Consider the following 14,129-nt stretch of genomic DNA (forward strand, 5'->3'; position numbering starts at 1 on the left):
AATGGAATAATATATGCCACTTTGGGGATTGGTTATGCTTAATACTCTTCTGAACTTTGATATGAACTAAAATTAAACAATTATGCATATGCAAAATAATTATGATTCTAGTCAAATAACAAATAAAGCTAATTATATAACTTATGGAAACAAAATATCATATCAAACATTATGCAGAAAAGGAGCATATAATTGAAAGCCAGCAATCCGAGTTGAATAGATTTTTCGAAAAAACCAAACTTAGTAAACTTAAAAGAGACTTAAATCAGTTAACTATCGAAGTACTTAGTGAACAGCCTGCCAAGCAGGATTATAGCAAACTTATTAAAAAGCTAAAATTTCTTGTGAATTTTGGTTGGGAGTTGGTATTTCAAAATCATCGATACGAACTACGTTTTGATGTTGAGTCCATAAATTTTATAAAAAACCCGCTGTATCTAAAAGAATCATTGCAGACTCCACAATTTAGGCAACGAAATTTTGGTTTAAGTGGATTTTATGGAGATATTACAAATTTATCCATCGTTGATGCTGCCGATATTTATAAAGTATTAAACGATTTTTATAATGAAATATCTGTGGTTAGTTGGTTAAAGCTATTAGATGATTGGCTTTATGTTACCGAGGATGATAGTAATATTTGGGGCTATTTTGGTGCTGATCATAATCCTTTAAAAACACAGATATTTTTAAATCGTCTTATAGAATCCCTTTATCTATTTAGCACGTCCGGTTTTCTAGATCAGGCCGTAAATATACCTACGGTACATTTATTATACAGTCGGACAGCATACCAAGATATGGATGTGGATGGTCTAGAGCATTTTAATCCATACTTCTGGCTGGCACATATATTTGACGAAAAATCGGTTGAAGATTATATCTCCGATTTAAATACATTATATAAACCAATTTTAGAAGATGAAGTAAAATCACTCTCGAACAATGAATATTATAATCTGGGTAGAGATTTTAGAATAATGATACGTACGGTATGGATGAATATTCAATGTGAGATCCTTCCAAAAGAATGGACTGAAGTCTTTGATGTTGTTCGGGATCTGAATGAAACTAATGATCTCCACACTCAAATTAAAGCTTTAATTAGCGACATAGAATTGGATTCACCTACTAACCTTGAAAATCTAATCGTTCAACTTTTTGGTAGAGAATGGAAAGTGTTTGCTTATGAAAAAGCAATAGATTTAATGGTTAAACAAAAGGTTTGTGATATATCTAGTTCGGTTTATTTCTCCATGTGCAGCATTAAAGATTTAGAGTTAATCATTAAAACATGTTATCTCATGTTTTTAGAGATGAAAATTAAAAAGGCCTCTGGGCAATTTAATCACTTCCTATTACATTAACAGATGTTTATAAAAACACTAATAATATTGGAAAAGAGAAATATTTAATATTTTTTCAACAGGTTATAACTGCTTGGTCGATATCCGATTTCTTGTAGTTTTTGTGCTATTTTTTTCCTGTTTTGACTTGAACAAGGGGATCAATTGAGATTTTTTTAATTTATTATTTTTCTCCTAAAATAATAAAACCGCATTCAGATCTTCTGAATGCGGTTTTATTTGTGGAGCCGGAGAGATTCGAACTCTCGTCCAGGATTCTCGCACTTATTTAACCGTTTGATAATAAATTCTTTGTCTAATATGGGGTTGAGTTTTTTAGCTGAATTTTGACTCATTTTGTCTGTTTTTTGACAGGATTAAACTAATCTGTTTTGTTGTAAAAGTCCCTGTAAATCTTTTTAATAGCTCTGTCTTGTGAGTCAAGTTTTTGACTCATAAGCTCAATCTGATTACGTAAATCTGTTGTAACCTTGATTAAGTTTTCATCTTTGGCAGTGTGAATTCTATTTCCTTTCCCATGGTAAAACCATTCATATGACATGGATTTTTTCTGGTGTAATAACTTCACGTGATCAACAGAAATTCTACGAATTCCGATTTCAATTTTTCCAATGGCAGATTTTGTCAAATTCAAAATTTCCCCAATTTCCTCTTGAGTCATCCCTTCAGCAAGTCGGAAAGCTTTAAATCTTCTAGCTTCCTCAGTTATTAAATTCTCGTCCATTATTATTATCAGTTATACTTATTTTATTACCTATCTCTTTTACTAAATCTTTGGTTAGATCTTCTTTAGTTATTTCTCTCTTTACTTGATGAAGATGTACGGATATTCCAAATTTTTCTAAATCTGATTTGACCTTCTTTTTTGACATCATTTAGAATTTTTCGGAATCCTTTAATCTTTGGGCCTCATCAGAAGCTAGATTTTCCTTTTTTATTTTATCAAATGTTGGTTCGTCGTAAATCCAAAGGAGAGTTCTATAAGTTCCACCAGTTGAATTTTCTGAAATGCCAATTTTCAAGGTTTTAGTATGAATCTTCCAATAGTGTTGCCATTGAATAGTTCCTGGCTTGAAATCAAAAAAATCTAATTTTGCTCTGCTTTCAGTTGCTGGGCCATATTTATTGGTGAGTACCTTAAGAAGATTTTCTGCTAAAGGCTCTAAGGAACTTTCAATTTCTGTAGCGGGTTTAGATACTGAAGCTATTTCTAGCAAATAAAGCTTATCATCTTTAAATGTTGGATAAAATGCATACTCATAACTGCCGACCGTATTGAAGGTATTTGGAAGAAGCTTTTTAAATTCTTTTTCAGAAATTCCAAAATTTATTGAACCATATGCAATATTTGCTGCTGCGGTATCAATTATTGAAGTTTTTACACTATCGGCACTATCTGTGCTTTTTGTTGACGTGTTGCTACAGCTTAGACATATTGATGCTAAAGCAATAACTATAATTGTTTTCTTCATCTTTTTCGTTTTTGGTGAACTTCTACAATTGAAAATATTTGGTATACATCATCTAATGAAACATTGAAGTCAGGGTACATATCCTTGTTTTCATTAAGAGAATGTAGTGTTAAAATTCCATTTTCGGTATCATGTTTAATTACTCTTTTGATTAGAATCCCATCTTTATGAACAATGACATAATCAAGGAAAGCATGCGTGTGTAAATGTGATCTCCAGTGATCTTTTATGATTTCACGCCCGGTTACAATGTTTCCGTGGTAAATATTGTCTTGAATGGTATCTTCATCTGTACTTGTCATGCTATCTCCAATAGCTGTAAATGATTGGTAGTTTCCTTTGTGGAATTTATTCACGTAAATAGGGTGTGTCGGGAGTTCTTCTATAAATTCAGGATCTTTATATCCTGTTAAATAACCAGCATAAGCATATTCATTTACCAAAGGAGTTAACATAAGCATAGTGCCATCGCCAATATCGATGTATTTATTGTAGGACAAATCTGCATCAACTTGAAAAATATCACTAATAGGCTTGGCGTTATTTTCAGCTTCTGGTCTGAATATAGGCTTTTCTCCAGTCGTTAACCATTCTAGTCTACTGTTGAATTTATCACAAAGTGATATTAAAAATCGCTCTGTTGGATTTTTTACACCTTTCTCTATTTCAGATATTGTAGATTGTGCGTACCCTAATTGAGAAGCTAAGTCTTTCTGATTGAGCTTTAAAAGCTTCCGAAGTTCCTTAATTCTTTCTTTAATTTTATTATCCTGATTAACAGTCATTTATCTATGTTTTATCAATTTTGCGATAAAATAAATCGCAAAATATTTTGAAATATCGCAAAGTGATATTACTTTTGTTATCATATTTGAGAGCAAAAATAACAAATAATATGCCACAACAAGATATAAGATTGCGTGAAAGCGTAGTGGAAGCGATAAAAAGTGATAATGTTTTGAAAAATAAAATCGCTATCGCTTTAAAAAAAAGTTATCCAACTGTACAGCGATATCTTAACGATAATAGTGAATATCTTACTCTTGAGAGCGTATTGATCGTTTTGAGAGAGGAATTACTAAAAACAAATGAGGAATTGTTGAATAATTAATAACAAAAAAGCTCAATGCTGTGAACACTGAGCTAAAAATTTAAAATTTTTATGGTTATGAACACAAAGTTAGAAAAACCAATCAGATTAAGAAATCTGACTTATGGTAACATTGTAGAAAATTTGAGCCATGTATCATTTGGTAATTACCATTTACCGAATCCGAATGATGGCGGAACGTCAGTTAACAATGAGACTTCATTTGAAAGCTGGAAAAAAAGGATGATACTTCGATATCCGAATGCTGAGGTTGAATTAATCCCGAATGAAAGTTGGTCAAGTAGAGTTCAGGTTATTGACAAGTCTTTCCAATATGATCAATCAATTTTTGTGAAAAGTAAATCAAATTTTCTTAGTGCATGAAAGTAGTTTATGTAAAAGGAGAGGATAGCGATAAAATGTCAGTATCACTTTCTGAAAAAAGGAAAATGCAGATCGATGCATTTAAAGTGGATTTTATTACTAAGCATAATCAAAAATTTAAATCAAAATCACATGTCGCTAGTTAGCTTGTTTTTAATTGCAATGGTGGTGTTTAAAGTCTTTTTAATAGTAAATATTATAAGACTTATGATTAAGTCAGCAGAGCCTCCAAAAAGAGCAAAATCAATTGTAAGAAACAAATTTAAATCAGTTCAAGATGTAAAGGAGTTTCAAGATTGGAGAGATCATATTAAGGCGTCTCTCATTGAAATAGAGATTCAGAAAATAATTGATGATGAAGATCACAAAACTTATTACACATTATAAAATTTAATAAAAATGTCAAATCAAATCGAATTAACCTCCAAATATATCAAAGAGCTTTCACCAATGGCGATCGCTACTGATAAAGTGATTGGTGATCATTTTGTCAGAAAGTTCAAATCTATGTACCGAGTTTCAGACGATCAAGCTGTTGCATTTTACGAACGCGAGAAAGACAATTTTGCAAAAAGAATATCTGAAAGCGATGAACTTAAACAATGTACACCCATGTCGTTATTTACTGCTTTAATGCAAGTGGGAGGTTGGAAATTATCCTTAGATGGTGGTTCGCAATCTGATGTTTACCTTATTCCTGGAAATAGACAAGTTACTGTTGAAGGTAGAGATGTTTGGATAAAAGAAGTTCTTGCCCAGCCTTCTCCTTATGGAGAAAAGAAAATACGTATGGAAACTGGTCAAATTTCTCATGTCGGCAATCCTACTGTTGTATATGACTGTGATCAATACGATGAGAGTGTAAATGAATATGGCCGTACTTGGGTGAAATGGAAAAGAGGGGATCGTACCGAAGATTCTAAAATAACTAATGGATTTATTTTGTTAGAGTATCCAAATGGTTCTGCAGAGTTTAAAACATACGATTTAACCGATATTGCTAAATGGGAAGCATCTTCAAAAAAGAAGAATAAAGGCCATGCTAACCCTATGTATGGCTATGAGGTTACTTATGAAAATAAGGTGAAAGTATCCACCAAAGTGGGGCAGATTGATAAAAAGTTTTTCGAGGGAAAAATATTGAAACATGCTTTTAAATTACTTCCGAGAGTAATTGCAGAGGTTAAGCAGCCTGATAGCTTTATTCCTTCACACGAAGAAGCAGTACGACAAGGTTTTGATGTTTCTGAATTCACAGAGGATGTTGATCACGTAGAAGTTCAAGAAGAAGCTTTCGATTCTTTCGAACAAGCAATAGAAGAGGCCAAGGTAGTCGATGCGGTTGAAACTTCTCAAGTCGAAAATGAAGATGACGAGCCTATATTTTAGAATTAATGTAGCCAATACGGATACTTTGTCAACTATTTAATTGAATTAATCACCATTTATTATAAACAAAATGAAAAATTTAGAAGTAACCGCTGTAAATCCTCAAGAGGATAATATTGTAAAAGTGTTAGGTGTATCAGATGAAAAGTTTGATCAGATTGCGAAATTACTTTCAAAAGGTATTGCAAGTGAAGCGCCAATATCAACAATGATGAATGAAGTGTCGCAAATATGTGATAATCCAAATGAACTTGCTTTAGCATGTTTTAAAATGGCTGATACTATTGGTAAACTGAATCAGGTAATGAGCAATCCATTCGCGATGTTAGCAGAAATGATGGGAGGTGGTCGATAATGGAAGCTACAACAGAAATGATCAAGTTTGAAGAAGTTTCTTCTACTTTGATGCTTGCAGAGCCTGTTTTAATTAAGAACAGAAATTTATTTACTCAAGCTAATTCTAAAGCAAGATCGCTCTTAGATACGATCGAAGCGGAGGGAATGAGTGATGAAATTGATGAAGAGGTGAATAAATGGCAGGTTAATGCTAAGAAAGCTTTGCAAATCAATTACGATAGACGTACACCAATTACTCAAATTTTAACAAAGATTTCGAGCGAATTCACTAGTCTGGAAAATCCTTTAAATCCTCAAAAAGCAGATAGTATTTTTAATAAGCTTCAAGCTCATAGAAATACATGGGCAACAGCTAAAGAAAAGGAACGTAAAGCTAAAGAAGCTGAGATTCTGCGCAAACAAAATGTTGAAAAAGAACGCATTTCTTTAAGAGTTGAGGCTGAAAAAACAATTCGCGAAGCATATAATAAAAAGCTTTATGCTTTCAAAGCATACATTTCCAAGCTTGTAAATGAAGCTACATTGGATACCTTTAAAGAGGTTACAACTAAGCTTAATGATGTCAAAATTGATTATCCTCGTGATGCATTTGAAAAACTTGAATGTCCACTTTTTTCAACTTATTTAAGCTCTGAGGAGGTTCGGGCCATAGCAGAAGATGTAAATCGTAAACTATATCTTGAGTTGTCTGCGAATTTTCGAGAAAACATGGAGGTCGATAAACAGCAGGCCATTGATCAGTTACCAAGCAAGAAAAATGAGCTTGAAAGAATTGCAAAAGCAAGTGCCAAGGAAGCTGAACAGCTTAGAATGGAAGCTGAAAAACGCAAACAACTTGAGGCTGATAAACTAAAGATCGAACAAGAGGATCAAGCAAAAAAAGATACTGCAAAACTTGAGTCTGAAAAATCAATGGGTGAAGCTCAAAACTTATTCAATGCTCATTTTGAAATGGCTGAAGTTGCGACAGCAGCTAAAAAAGTTAAGAAAAGCTATGTAATTGAAGTTTCCGACGTTGCTGGACTGGGCGCAATATTCATGTTTTATTTTGAGAAGGTTGGAATAACCTTAGATGTGGAAACTTTTAGCAAAAAGTCTTTAAACCAAATGAAAAAAGAGGTTGAAAAGATTGCTAATACCACCTCAGAAATGATCGAGCATCCTAGTGTCAAGTATGTTGAAGACATAAAGGCTGTAATTGCAAAATAATTTAGGGGGTGAAAATCCCCCTTTTAAAACTTATAACTTTCTATCATGTACCAAACCGCTCTAAAAATATATTATCAAACCACAATTGAAGTTATCAAGGGAAAGCTTCAGTGTCGCAACTATTTTGTGACCATCGAAAAAGAGATCCCTGGAGGACATCAAATCAGACTAAGCACCGGTAGCATTGTCAATGTAATGAAAACCGGAAAAATTATTCTTCAAGGAAAGAATGATATCAATATTAAAGAGATTTTGGGATTCTTGAGAGACTAACATGGCCTATAAATATGGTGATCGCAGAACTGCCTTTAACGGAGTTTTTAAACATGTTTTTAATGTTTATCCAAAAGCAAAAGAAATTTTAGGATTCTATGAAGGAATTCCTAAAGATCAACAACATTGTCGATGGAATTCCAATGGTTTTAAAGAGTTTTTAAAAAGCTACAGATTAAGCAAATCAAGCAATCCTTCTAATGATATAAGAAAGAATTGTGAGTACATCCAAAAAGATTTTCAATCATTCATTACGTACTGTAATACACATTTAAAATAAACATACAATGGGAAATTCGCATTTTTTCAATAAAGAAGACGCACAGCGTCATGCATCAAATTTCGGTGGTAAAGTAATAGATAACACACATAACAATAATCCATGGGTTGGTAATAATTATACAGTTGCAGGGGACTCTTTGTCTAATGTACCTAATTTTATTGGTGATGAACTTGAATTCTTTGGATACGTTGAAATGACCAAAGAGCAGCATGAAGCATGGATGCTTAAAAAGGGTTGGTCTCAAGAGATTAGAGAACGACATGCTAAAGAGTTTAGAGGTTCTATGGAATTTGATGATAATGGTTCTTTTGAATACTTGTGATAATGGATCCATATTATTTACGCAAAGAAGTGAGCAATTCTGATTTATCATCTTTAAAAGAATTGCTTTATCCAAAGCCTGTTTTTGGGGATAAATACAGAGCTTATGCTTTTGGTTCTTTGCTTGATTACATGATCACTGAACCTCATAAAGTAGATTACTATGCTCTTACTTGTGAAGGTCAATCATGGAACTATATGCAAGAGGATTTCGATTTGGCAAAGGAGATGAAGAAGTCATACTACAAAGATCCGTTTTGTAAAATGATTTCAGAGAACGCAGATTTTCAAAGCATATCCATATCACATGATTTTCCAATCATTCACAATGCATTTGAATTTCAACTATCTGCAGGAGTTCGTTGCAAATGGGACCTACTGGTTAGAAAATGGAAAATGGGAGGTGATATCAAAAGTACCATGGCTAAAACCCAAAAGGAATTTGAGCAAGCTTGTGATTTCTTTGATTATTTCAGATCGAGAGCTTGGTACATGGATATTGAAGGGACTAATGATGATATGCTAATTGGCATATCCAAAGTAAACCAGCAGGTTTTTAAAATACCTATTAAAAGAGGTGACAAATTATATAATTACGGCAAATCACAGTATCAAGATTTATCATTTAAGTACTGGATGTTAGTCGATGGTTTTGCAGCATAAATCAAAAAGAATGAACGCAATCATAAAAGCATTAAAAAAATATCCCGAATCGGATATCTTCAAAATCGCAAGGATTTTAAAAATAGAACCATTATTGGTTTCTCGTGCACAGCATGAATACTATAAAGAGTTTAGGGAGAAGTTTCAAAAGGATTTAAATAGGGAAATTACAGTACAACCATGAGACAAACAATAACTACTAACGCTAATATTAGCGTTTCAAAAAAGATTACTAAAGCCAAAATCACGAAGCATGATATGCTTGATTTATCCTTCGAAGAAGTTGTAACAATAACCGAAATAGTCGATGGTGTAGAGAAAGTCAAAACTTTAACTGGAAACTATACACGGGAAGGAAAAAACATTGTTCACGATGATGTCAAAAAAGCTTTTAATTTTTTACGTTCTCATTTAGCAATTCTTTGCGACCAGGTAGAAGCTCAAAATAAAACTTTCTACGAATTGGATGACAACGAAGATTCTTTGGAGCGCTACAAGGTAAACAGCTATTCAATTGGTGGAAGCGGTGAGCATGAAGGCGTAACATTATCCGGTTCAAGAACCGGTAAAACAGGGATCTTAAATCTTAATACGCTATTCACCAAATATGAAGGTGGTGATAATGAGGAAACTTATGATCATTCTATTGAGTTGAGAGGAATCATAAATCATTGCAATGAAGAAGCACTTCTTTATATGATGGTAAAATCGCTCCTGATGCACAGATGTCACTTGATTTTGAAGCAGCTGACAATGATTTAGGTGGCGAAGAATTTGAATAAATAATACAATAAATAACAGATTTTTTAACGGTCTGGAAGCGTTCTTACAAGCTGATTATCAGGGTTGAAATAAAAGCTAAAGTTAAAAGGTTAGGGATGTGGCTGAGACGGTTAAAGCACCTGAAGGAATTTCAGGATGGAACGGGTTCGAGTCCCGTCATCCCTACAAATACGGCGAATTTGCCACAATTAAATTTTAATACTTAAATATTATGGGGTTAGACACCACACACAATGCATTTCATGGAGCTTACAGTGCTTTTATGAGATTTAGAAAAGGATTAGTTGATCATTCCTTAAAAACGGATGTAATGAATTTCAATGGTTTCGGAGGCACCGTTCCTGAAGAAACCATTGAAAACCCAGGATTGCAGCGTCTCATTCATCAATCTGATTGTGACGGAGAGATCTCTCCAGATGATTGCAAATTAATTGCAGATTATCTCGAAACGATAATCCCGGAGTTGAGTGAAGGCGAACTGAAAGATCGTTCTATTCAGTTTAGAGATGGTTGTTTATTGGCTCACTCAAAAAGTGAATTTATTGAATTTGGATAATGAAAAAACTAACATTTTACGATGTGAGCTACGAGGTAGACGCACGTTACGAAGATTATGCAGTTTTTAAACTGCCCTCCAGCAATGTCGATTTTTGCGGACACAAACAAGATGAAGGAAAAGAAACTTGTGAGTTCTTTGTACAGTTCATGAATGGTGGAACTTACATCTATAAAGATGTGGATCCTGAGGTTGTGAAAAAAGCTTCTCAAGCTGAAAGTATTGGTAAATATATCAGAGCTGAGATTTCAGGTAAGTACACCTCTACAAAATTGATTCACCAAATTATGACCAAATCTGAGAAGCAATAATGGCAAAGAAAACAATAAAACCAAATAAGGATTTTGAAAATTTTAAAAAGATCTTCCTTCATCCTGAGCCTCGTGTTCTTGTCTCTCAACAAAAATATGAATTTCGAGTAGGCGACTTGGATTCATCTGTTGAAATCGCGAAACGCATAATCGAATCAAACGGCCTTAAGTTAAAAATTGGGGGTAAAAACCCTCAATTAAGGTCTTTTGATCTTGAAATTTTGTAAAAAGGGTAATTACCCGTAAAATTTAATGAAATATGAATGGTAGCGCAGTGCCGGTCGGAAACTATTTTAAAATAGAATTTCCATATAAACCAAAAATAGTGGAAGCTGTAAAACAACTTCCTGAAAGAAAATTCGATCATAACGATAAATCATGGATGGTTCCATCTCAATATCGTGATGAAGTTGAAAGATTTTGTAAAGTTCATAAACTGCAATTTGGGCATAAAGTCGTCCAGGAAGAAAAAACAGATTTTATTATTCCTGCGCTTCCTGAATTGACAATTCAAATTCCATTGAAGCGTGAGCCACGGCCTTATCAGAATACTGGAATAGCATATGCGATCGATAAGCAAAGAACTTTCTTTGGTGATGACATGGGGCTTGGTAAGACTTTTCAAGCAATTGCATCGATAGAAGCACTGCATCAATTAGGTAAGGCTTCATACCCTTGTCTTATTGTATGTCCTAGTGCTGTAAAGGAGAACTGGAAGCGAGAAATTGAGAATACTGTACACCGTAAGGCAGTTGTTTTATCTGATGGTATGAAGCACACTTATCAGGAGTTTTACAGAACTGGTCTTGCTCAATTCTATATTGTTAATTATGAGAGTCTGAAAAAATTCTTTGTTGATCACATTACAGATCCTGGATTCGATAAAGATGGAAAGAAGAAAAAGCCTACTTTGAAGAATTACCACTTCAAGAAAAAAGCAGTTGATTTTTACAAATCAATTATTTTTGATGAAAGTCACCGCCTTAAAGCTGTATCAACGATGGCATCAAAGATTGCTAAAGGTGTATCTGCTGGAAAAGAAACTGTCTTTTTGTTGACAGGTACTCCACTTATTAACAAGCCCAATGATTTGATTGCTCAACTTGGTATCATGAATCGTCTTGTAGAAATTGGAGGATATAAACACTTTGTTGAATATTATTGTGGGGGTCCTAATGGTGCTTCTAATCTAAAGGAGCTAAATTACAAATTAAATAAAGTATGCTTTTTTAGAAGAAACAAAACTGATGAAGAGGTAAAGAAATACCTTCCTGACAAAGCTAGACAAGTTATTTTGTGTGATTTGAATAAAGAGTCACGAAAAGAATATGATCACGCTATGAATGACTTAGAAGCTTATATGAAGAATTATAAAAATGCTTCTGAAGATAAAATTCAGCAATCAATGAAAGGTGAGGTCATGGTACGTATTGGCATCCTTAAAAACATTTCTGCACGTGGTAAACTTAAAGATGCTTTTGAGTTTATTAAAGATGTAATTGATGCAGGTCAAAAGATAGTTGTATTTGCTTCTTTGAAAGAAGTTATTGCTGCAGTACAAGAAAAGTTTCCGAGATCAGTAAGATTAACCGGTGCGGAGAATGCTACGCAAAAACAAGCTTCTGTTGATGCTTTTAAAACAAATCCAAATGTTGATGTAATTGTATTGAATTTAAAGGCTGGTGGTGTTGGTGTTGATGGTCTTCAAACTGTTGCAACACAGATTTGCTTTATCGAATTTGGCTGGCATGCAGCAATTATGGACCAGGCGGAAGATAGACTTTATCGAATGGGACAAAACAACAATGTCATGTGTACATATTTCCTTGGTCGTGATACGATCGATGAATGGAACTATGATTTGATTCAGAAAAAGAGATCAATTGCGAATGCAGTAACTGGAAACGAAGATTTAACGGAGGTTAGCATCATAGACAGTTTTGCAAATTTATTTAACCAATAAGTAGCCTAATTGGCTGCTTTGTCAACTGAAATGTAATTTATGAAATCAAAAAGAACAAGAACATCAACCGAAAATCAAATGATTATTGATGTTCAGAAAAGAATGATTGATGCATTACGCATTGTAATTGCATCTGCAGGATCATTGCGGTATTCTGCTTATGAGCATCTGCAAGTTATTTCAAACGAGCTGAAAGCGATCGATCCCACTCTTAAAACTCCTCAAATATTAGATTTGAAAAAAGATCTTGATAGGATCATTGCAATAGCTGAAAAGCTTAATACAGCATGCAAAATCAGATTTGTTTCAAATAATTCTCAAGAAAATTTTGAAAATATTGCTTTTGGTATTTTTCAATGTAATGCAGCACTTGCAATTAAACCCGAAAACGAAATCTATCAAGAAGCTTTGAGATTGAATGGCCATGAAACCAATTACAGTTTGTTGGGTGAGCAGGTAAAATTCTTTGATGCAGTACTTGATAAGGCTAGAAAATCAAATCATGAAGCCGTCGCAATGATATCTGAACGTAGAAATGTTCTTGAGTCGATTAACGTTCAACCTATTTTGGTTGATGAAGATGGTAATATCAAAGTTTATGATATTGCTTTTGAAAGGCAAGAAGTAGAAGACACGTTTTGTACTGATTAAATATTATGATCACAGTAAACTCATTATCCGGAGGTAAGACAAGTTCTTTCATGGCAATACATTTTCCTGCTGATCATGAAATATTTGCCTGTGTTGAGCAAGAAGCTTATAAATACACAAGGGAAACAGCTTTAGCTAGGAATAAGATTGTTGGATTAAATGAGGCTCAAGATTGGCTAAGAATGTTTCACCCTGGCTTTTGGATGAGTGCAGAGGATGATTTGACGCTTGTTGCTATGCATAAGTTAACTCAAGAATTAGGGCTAAAGTCGGGTGCTGGGAGGTGTGGGAAAATAAATGTTGTATTTGCTCATAATTGGGGTACTAAGAGATACAAGACTTACGATGATATCGCGAATGATTTCTTACCTAATTCAAAAAAGAGATTATGCACCGATTATTTAAAGGTTCTTCCAATTTATAATTACACAAGATCAAGAATATCAAAAGTTGATCCCGTTAAAATGAGGTTGGGATTTCGTTTAGATGAATTAGACAGAACCGTAAATATCTTTTTTAAAATTGTTGAGATTAAAGATAGAGTTCCGAATCCTAGTTTCGATATGCAAGAAGTCATTAATTTATGTCAAATACCTGATTATTTGGTTCGATGGTGGGATGTTATGGACATTGAAGGTTCTGTAAAAAGAGGTGAAAGGATATTTAAAAAGGTTCCATTCAATTATTACGACAGCGATTATTATCGAGTTCCAGACTTTCCCTTGATAGAACACGGAATTACCAATAAAGATGTTGTAAAATATTGGGGAGGTAGACCAGAATATGTTTTTCCCGAAATATCTAATTGTGTAATGTGTTTTCATCATAAAATACAAGAATTACAAAAGCAATGGTCAAATCCTTCAAATTGGAATAGAATGCAATGGGCTGCCGATGCTGAAAAAAATAAGCCAGGACGCACTTTTAAAAGAGGTAAAGTCCGAAATAAAACAATCCCGATGTCAATGGAATACATTTTAAAACTTCCTATTCAAATGCAAATGGACTTTATCGATTACGCAAGTTGTGATTCGGGGACATGTACAGATTAATTAAT

General features: G+C 33.7%; 22 protein-coding genes and 1 tRNA gene. 20 read left to right on the plus strand and 3 right to left on the minus strand.

Annotated features, from left to right (window positions below; translation table 11 throughout):
* The first annotated feature begins 143 nt into the window (after nt 1-143).
* Complete coding sequence (locus B3P23_RS08870) at nt 144-1,367, plus strand: hypothetical protein (RefSeq protein WP_293925405.1); 1,224 nt, start codon at nt 144-146, stop codon at nt 1,365-1,367.
* A 361-nt stretch (nt 1,368-1,728) separates the two neighbouring features.
* Here the strand turns inward: B3P23_RS08870 and B3P23_RS08875 are convergent, their stop codons facing one another.
* The 3 genes from B3P23_RS08875 to B3P23_RS08885 form a co-directional block, all read right to left on the minus strand.
* Nucleotides 1,729-2,091 carry a helix-turn-helix domain-containing protein gene (locus tag B3P23_RS08875; RefSeq protein ID WP_293925406.1) on the minus strand — a complete coding sequence of 121 codons (363 nt, stop codon included), beginning with the start codon at nt 2,089-2,091 and terminating at the stop codon, nt 1,729-1,731.
* A 151-nt stretch (nt 2,092-2,242) separates the two neighbouring features.
* Nucleotides 2,243-2,839 (minus strand): hypothetical protein, encoded by a 597-nt coding sequence (locus B3P23_RS08880; RefSeq protein WP_293925407.1) that lies wholly within the window; start codon nt 2,837-2,839, stop codon nt 2,243-2,245.
* Nucleotides 2,836-3,624 carry an XRE family transcriptional regulator gene (locus B3P23_RS08885; RefSeq protein WP_293925408.1) on the minus strand — a complete coding sequence of 263 codons (789 nt, stop codon included), beginning with the start codon at nt 3,622-3,624 and terminating at the stop codon, nt 2,836-2,838. Before B3P23_RS08885 ends, B3P23_RS08880 begins: the two co-directional genes overlap by 4 nt.
* Before the next feature lie 110 nt (nt 3,625-3,734).
* Between B3P23_RS08885 and B3P23_RS08890 the strand changes: the two genes are divergently transcribed.
* The 19 genes from B3P23_RS08890 to B3P23_RS08980 all read left to right on the plus strand — a co-directional run bounded on the left by B3P23_RS08890 (nt 3,735) and on the right by B3P23_RS08980 (nt 14,124).
* Nucleotides 3,735-3,950 (plus strand): hypothetical protein, encoded by a 216-nt coding sequence (locus tag B3P23_RS08890; protein WP_293925409.1) that lies wholly within the window; start codon nt 3,735-3,737, stop codon nt 3,948-3,950.
* Between the two features lie 57 nt (nt 3,951-4,007).
* The gene (locus B3P23_RS08895) at nt 4,008-4,313 is read left to right on the plus strand and encodes a hypothetical protein (RefSeq protein WP_293925410.1); all 306 of its coding nucleotides are present in this window, start codon (nt 4,008-4,010) and stop codon (nt 4,311-4,313) included.
* Nucleotides 4,314-4,445: 132 nt separating this feature from the next.
* Nucleotides 4,446-4,700, plus strand: a complete 255-nt coding sequence (locus B3P23_RS08900) for a hypothetical protein (RefSeq protein WP_293925411.1) — start codon at nt 4,446-4,448, stop codon at nt 4,698-4,700.
* A 12-nt stretch (nt 4,701-4,712) separates the two neighbouring features.
* Nucleotides 4,713-5,702, plus strand: a complete 990-nt coding sequence (locus B3P23_RS08905) for a recombinase RecT (protein WP_293925412.1) — start codon at nt 4,713-4,715, stop codon at nt 5,700-5,702.
* Between the two features lie 70 nt (nt 5,703-5,772).
* Nucleotides 5,773-6,057 carry a hypothetical protein gene (locus B3P23_RS08910; RefSeq protein WP_293925413.1) on the plus strand — a complete coding sequence of 95 codons (285 nt, stop codon included), beginning with the start codon at nt 5,773-5,775 and terminating at the stop codon, nt 6,055-6,057.
* Nucleotides 6,057-7,268, plus strand: coding sequence for a hypothetical protein (locus tag B3P23_RS08915; protein WP_293925414.1), 1,212 nt, complete (start codon nt 6,057-6,059; stop codon nt 7,266-7,268). Before B3P23_RS08910 ends, B3P23_RS08915 begins: the two co-directional genes overlap by 1 nt.
* 45 nt (nt 7,269-7,313) lie before the next feature.
* Nucleotides 7,314-7,541, plus strand: a complete 228-nt coding sequence (locus tag B3P23_RS08920; RefSeq protein WP_293925415.1) for a hypothetical protein — start codon at nt 7,314-7,316, stop codon at nt 7,539-7,541.
* Nucleotide 7,542: 1 nt separating this feature from the next.
* A complete protein-coding gene (locus tag B3P23_RS08925; RefSeq protein WP_293925416.1) occupies nt 7,543-7,821 on the plus strand; it encodes a hypothetical protein in 279 nt (92 codons plus the stop codon).
* 7 nt (nt 7,822-7,828) lie between these two features.
* The gene (locus tag B3P23_RS08930) at nt 7,829-8,146 is read left to right on the plus strand and encodes a hypothetical protein (RefSeq protein WP_293925417.1); all 318 of its coding nucleotides are present in this window, start codon (nt 7,829-7,831) and stop codon (nt 8,144-8,146) included.
* 2 nt (nt 8,147-8,148) lie between these two features.
* Entirely contained in the window at nt 8,149-8,808 is a 660-nt protein-coding gene (locus B3P23_RS08935; protein WP_293925418.1) for a hypothetical protein, read from the plus strand.
* 10 nt (nt 8,809-8,818) lie between these two features.
* Complete coding sequence (locus tag B3P23_RS08940; protein WP_293925419.1) at nt 8,819-8,992, plus strand: hypothetical protein; 174 nt, start codon at nt 8,819-8,821, stop codon at nt 8,990-8,992.
* Entirely contained in the window at nt 8,989-9,570 is a 582-nt protein-coding gene (locus tag B3P23_RS08945; RefSeq protein WP_293925420.1) for a hypothetical protein, read from the plus strand. Before B3P23_RS08940 ends, B3P23_RS08945 begins: the two co-directional genes overlap by 4 nt.
* Before the next feature lie 112 nt (nt 9,571-9,682).
* Nucleotides 9,683-9,756, plus strand: a tRNA-Ser gene (locus B3P23_RS08950).
* 46 nt (nt 9,757-9,802) lie between these two features.
* Nucleotides 9,803-10,147: a hypothetical protein gene (locus B3P23_RS08955; protein WP_293925421.1), complete on the plus strand. Its 345-nt coding sequence runs from the start codon at nt 9,803-9,805 to the stop codon at nt 10,145-10,147.
* Nucleotides 10,147-10,458, plus strand: coding sequence for a KTSC domain-containing protein (locus B3P23_RS08960; RefSeq protein WP_293925422.1), 312 nt, complete (start codon nt 10,147-10,149; stop codon nt 10,456-10,458). The genes B3P23_RS08955 and B3P23_RS08960 overlap by 1 nt, the downstream gene beginning before the upstream one ends.
* The gene (locus tag B3P23_RS08965) at nt 10,458-10,685 is read left to right on the plus strand and encodes a hypothetical protein (protein ID WP_293925423.1); all 228 of its coding nucleotides are present in this window, start codon (nt 10,458-10,460) and stop codon (nt 10,683-10,685) included. The genes B3P23_RS08960 and B3P23_RS08965 overlap by 1 nt, the downstream gene beginning before the upstream one ends.
* Nucleotides 10,686-10,783: 98 nt before the next feature.
* Nucleotides 10,784-12,421, plus strand: a complete 1,638-nt coding sequence (locus tag B3P23_RS08970) for a DEAD/DEAH box helicase (RefSeq protein ID WP_293925424.1) — start codon at nt 10,784-10,786, stop codon at nt 12,419-12,421.
* Nucleotides 12,422-12,460: 39 nt separating this feature from the next.
* Nucleotides 12,461-13,072 (plus strand): hypothetical protein, encoded by a 612-nt coding sequence (locus B3P23_RS08975; RefSeq protein WP_293925425.1) that lies wholly within the window; start codon nt 12,461-12,463, stop codon nt 13,070-13,072.
* A gap of 5 nt (nt 13,073-13,077) precedes the next feature.
* Nucleotides 13,078-14,124 carry a hypothetical protein gene (locus B3P23_RS08980; protein ID WP_293925426.1) on the plus strand — a complete coding sequence of 349 codons (1,047 nt, stop codon included), beginning with the start codon at nt 13,078-13,080 and terminating at the stop codon, nt 14,122-14,124.
* Nucleotides 14,125-14,129 lie beyond the last annotated feature (5 nt).

Source organism: Sphingobacterium sp. UBA6320, assembly GCF_002440335.1.
In the GTDB taxonomy this organism is placed as follows: Bacteria; Bacteroidota; Bacteroidia; order Sphingobacteriales; family Sphingobacteriaceae; genus Sphingobacterium.

Bases quoted from the DNA above. Each gene is read 5' to 3' on its own strand.
- B3P23_RS08890 (WP_293925409.1), top strand. From the start codon at position 3,735: ATGCCACAACAAGATATAAGATTGCGTGAAAGCGTAGTGGAAGCGATA.
- B3P23_RS08945 (WP_293925420.1), top strand. From the start codon at position 8,989: ATGAGACAAACAATAACTACTAACGCTAATATTAGCGTTTCAAAAAAG.
- B3P23_RS08930 (WP_293925417.1), top strand. From the start codon at position 7,829: ATGGGAAATTCGCATTTTTTCAATAAAGAAGACGCACAGCGTCATGCA.
- B3P23_RS08940 (WP_293925419.1), top strand. From the start codon at position 8,819: ATGAACGCAATCATAAAAGCATTAAAAAAATATCCCGAATCGGATATC.
- B3P23_RS08925 (WP_293925416.1), top strand. From the start codon at position 7,543: ATGGCCTATAAATATGGTGATCGCAGAACTGCCTTTAACGGAGTTTTT.
- B3P23_RS08880 (WP_293925407.1), bottom strand. From the start codon at position 2,839: ATGAAGAAAACAATTATAGTTATTGCTTTAGCATCAATATGTCTAAGC.
- B3P23_RS08915 (WP_293925414.1), top strand. From the start codon at position 6,057: ATGGAAGCTACAACAGAAATGATCAAGTTTGAAGAAGTTTCTTCTACT.
- B3P23_RS08975 (WP_293925425.1), top strand. From the start codon at position 12,461: ATGAAATCAAAAAGAACAAGAACATCAACCGAAAATCAAATGATTATT.
- B3P23_RS08955 (WP_293925421.1), top strand. From the start codon at position 9,803: ATGGGGTTAGACACCACACACAATGCATTTCATGGAGCTTACAGTGCT.
- B3P23_RS08900 (WP_293925411.1), top strand. From the start codon at position 4,446: ATGTCGCTAGTTAGCTTGTTTTTAATTGCAATGGTGGTGTTTAAAGTC.
- B3P23_RS08895 (WP_293925410.1), top strand. From the start codon at position 4,008: ATGAACACAAAGTTAGAAAAACCAATCAGATTAAGAAATCTGACTTAT.
- B3P23_RS08905 (WP_293925412.1), top strand. From the start codon at position 4,713: ATGTCAAATCAAATCGAATTAACCTCCAAATATATCAAAGAGCTTTCA.
- B3P23_RS08910 (WP_293925413.1), top strand. From the start codon at position 5,773: ATGAAAAATTTAGAAGTAACCGCTGTAAATCCTCAAGAGGATAATATT.
- B3P23_RS08920 (WP_293925415.1), top strand. From the start codon at position 7,314: ATGTACCAAACCGCTCTAAAAATATATTATCAAACCACAATTGAAGTT.
- B3P23_RS08885 (WP_293925408.1), bottom strand. From the start codon at position 3,624: ATGACTGTTAATCAGGATAATAAAATTAAAGAAAGAATTAAGGAACTT.
- B3P23_RS08960 (WP_293925422.1), top strand. From the start codon at position 10,147: ATGAAAAAACTAACATTTTACGATGTGAGCTACGAGGTAGACGCACGT.
- B3P23_RS08980 (WP_293925426.1), top strand. From the start codon at position 13,078: ATGATCACAGTAAACTCATTATCCGGAGGTAAGACAAGTTCTTTCATG.
- B3P23_RS08965 (WP_293925423.1), top strand. From the start codon at position 10,458: ATGGCAAAGAAAACAATAAAACCAAATAAGGATTTTGAAAATTTTAAA.
- B3P23_RS08870 (WP_293925405.1), top strand. From the start codon at position 144: ATGGAAACAAAATATCATATCAAACATTATGCAGAAAAGGAGCATATA.
- B3P23_RS08875 (WP_293925406.1), bottom strand. From the start codon at position 2,091: ATGGACGAGAATTTAATAACTGAGGAAGCTAGAAGATTTAAAGCTTTC.
- B3P23_RS08935 (WP_293925418.1), top strand. From the start codon at position 8,149: ATGGATCCATATTATTTACGCAAAGAAGTGAGCAATTCTGATTTATCA.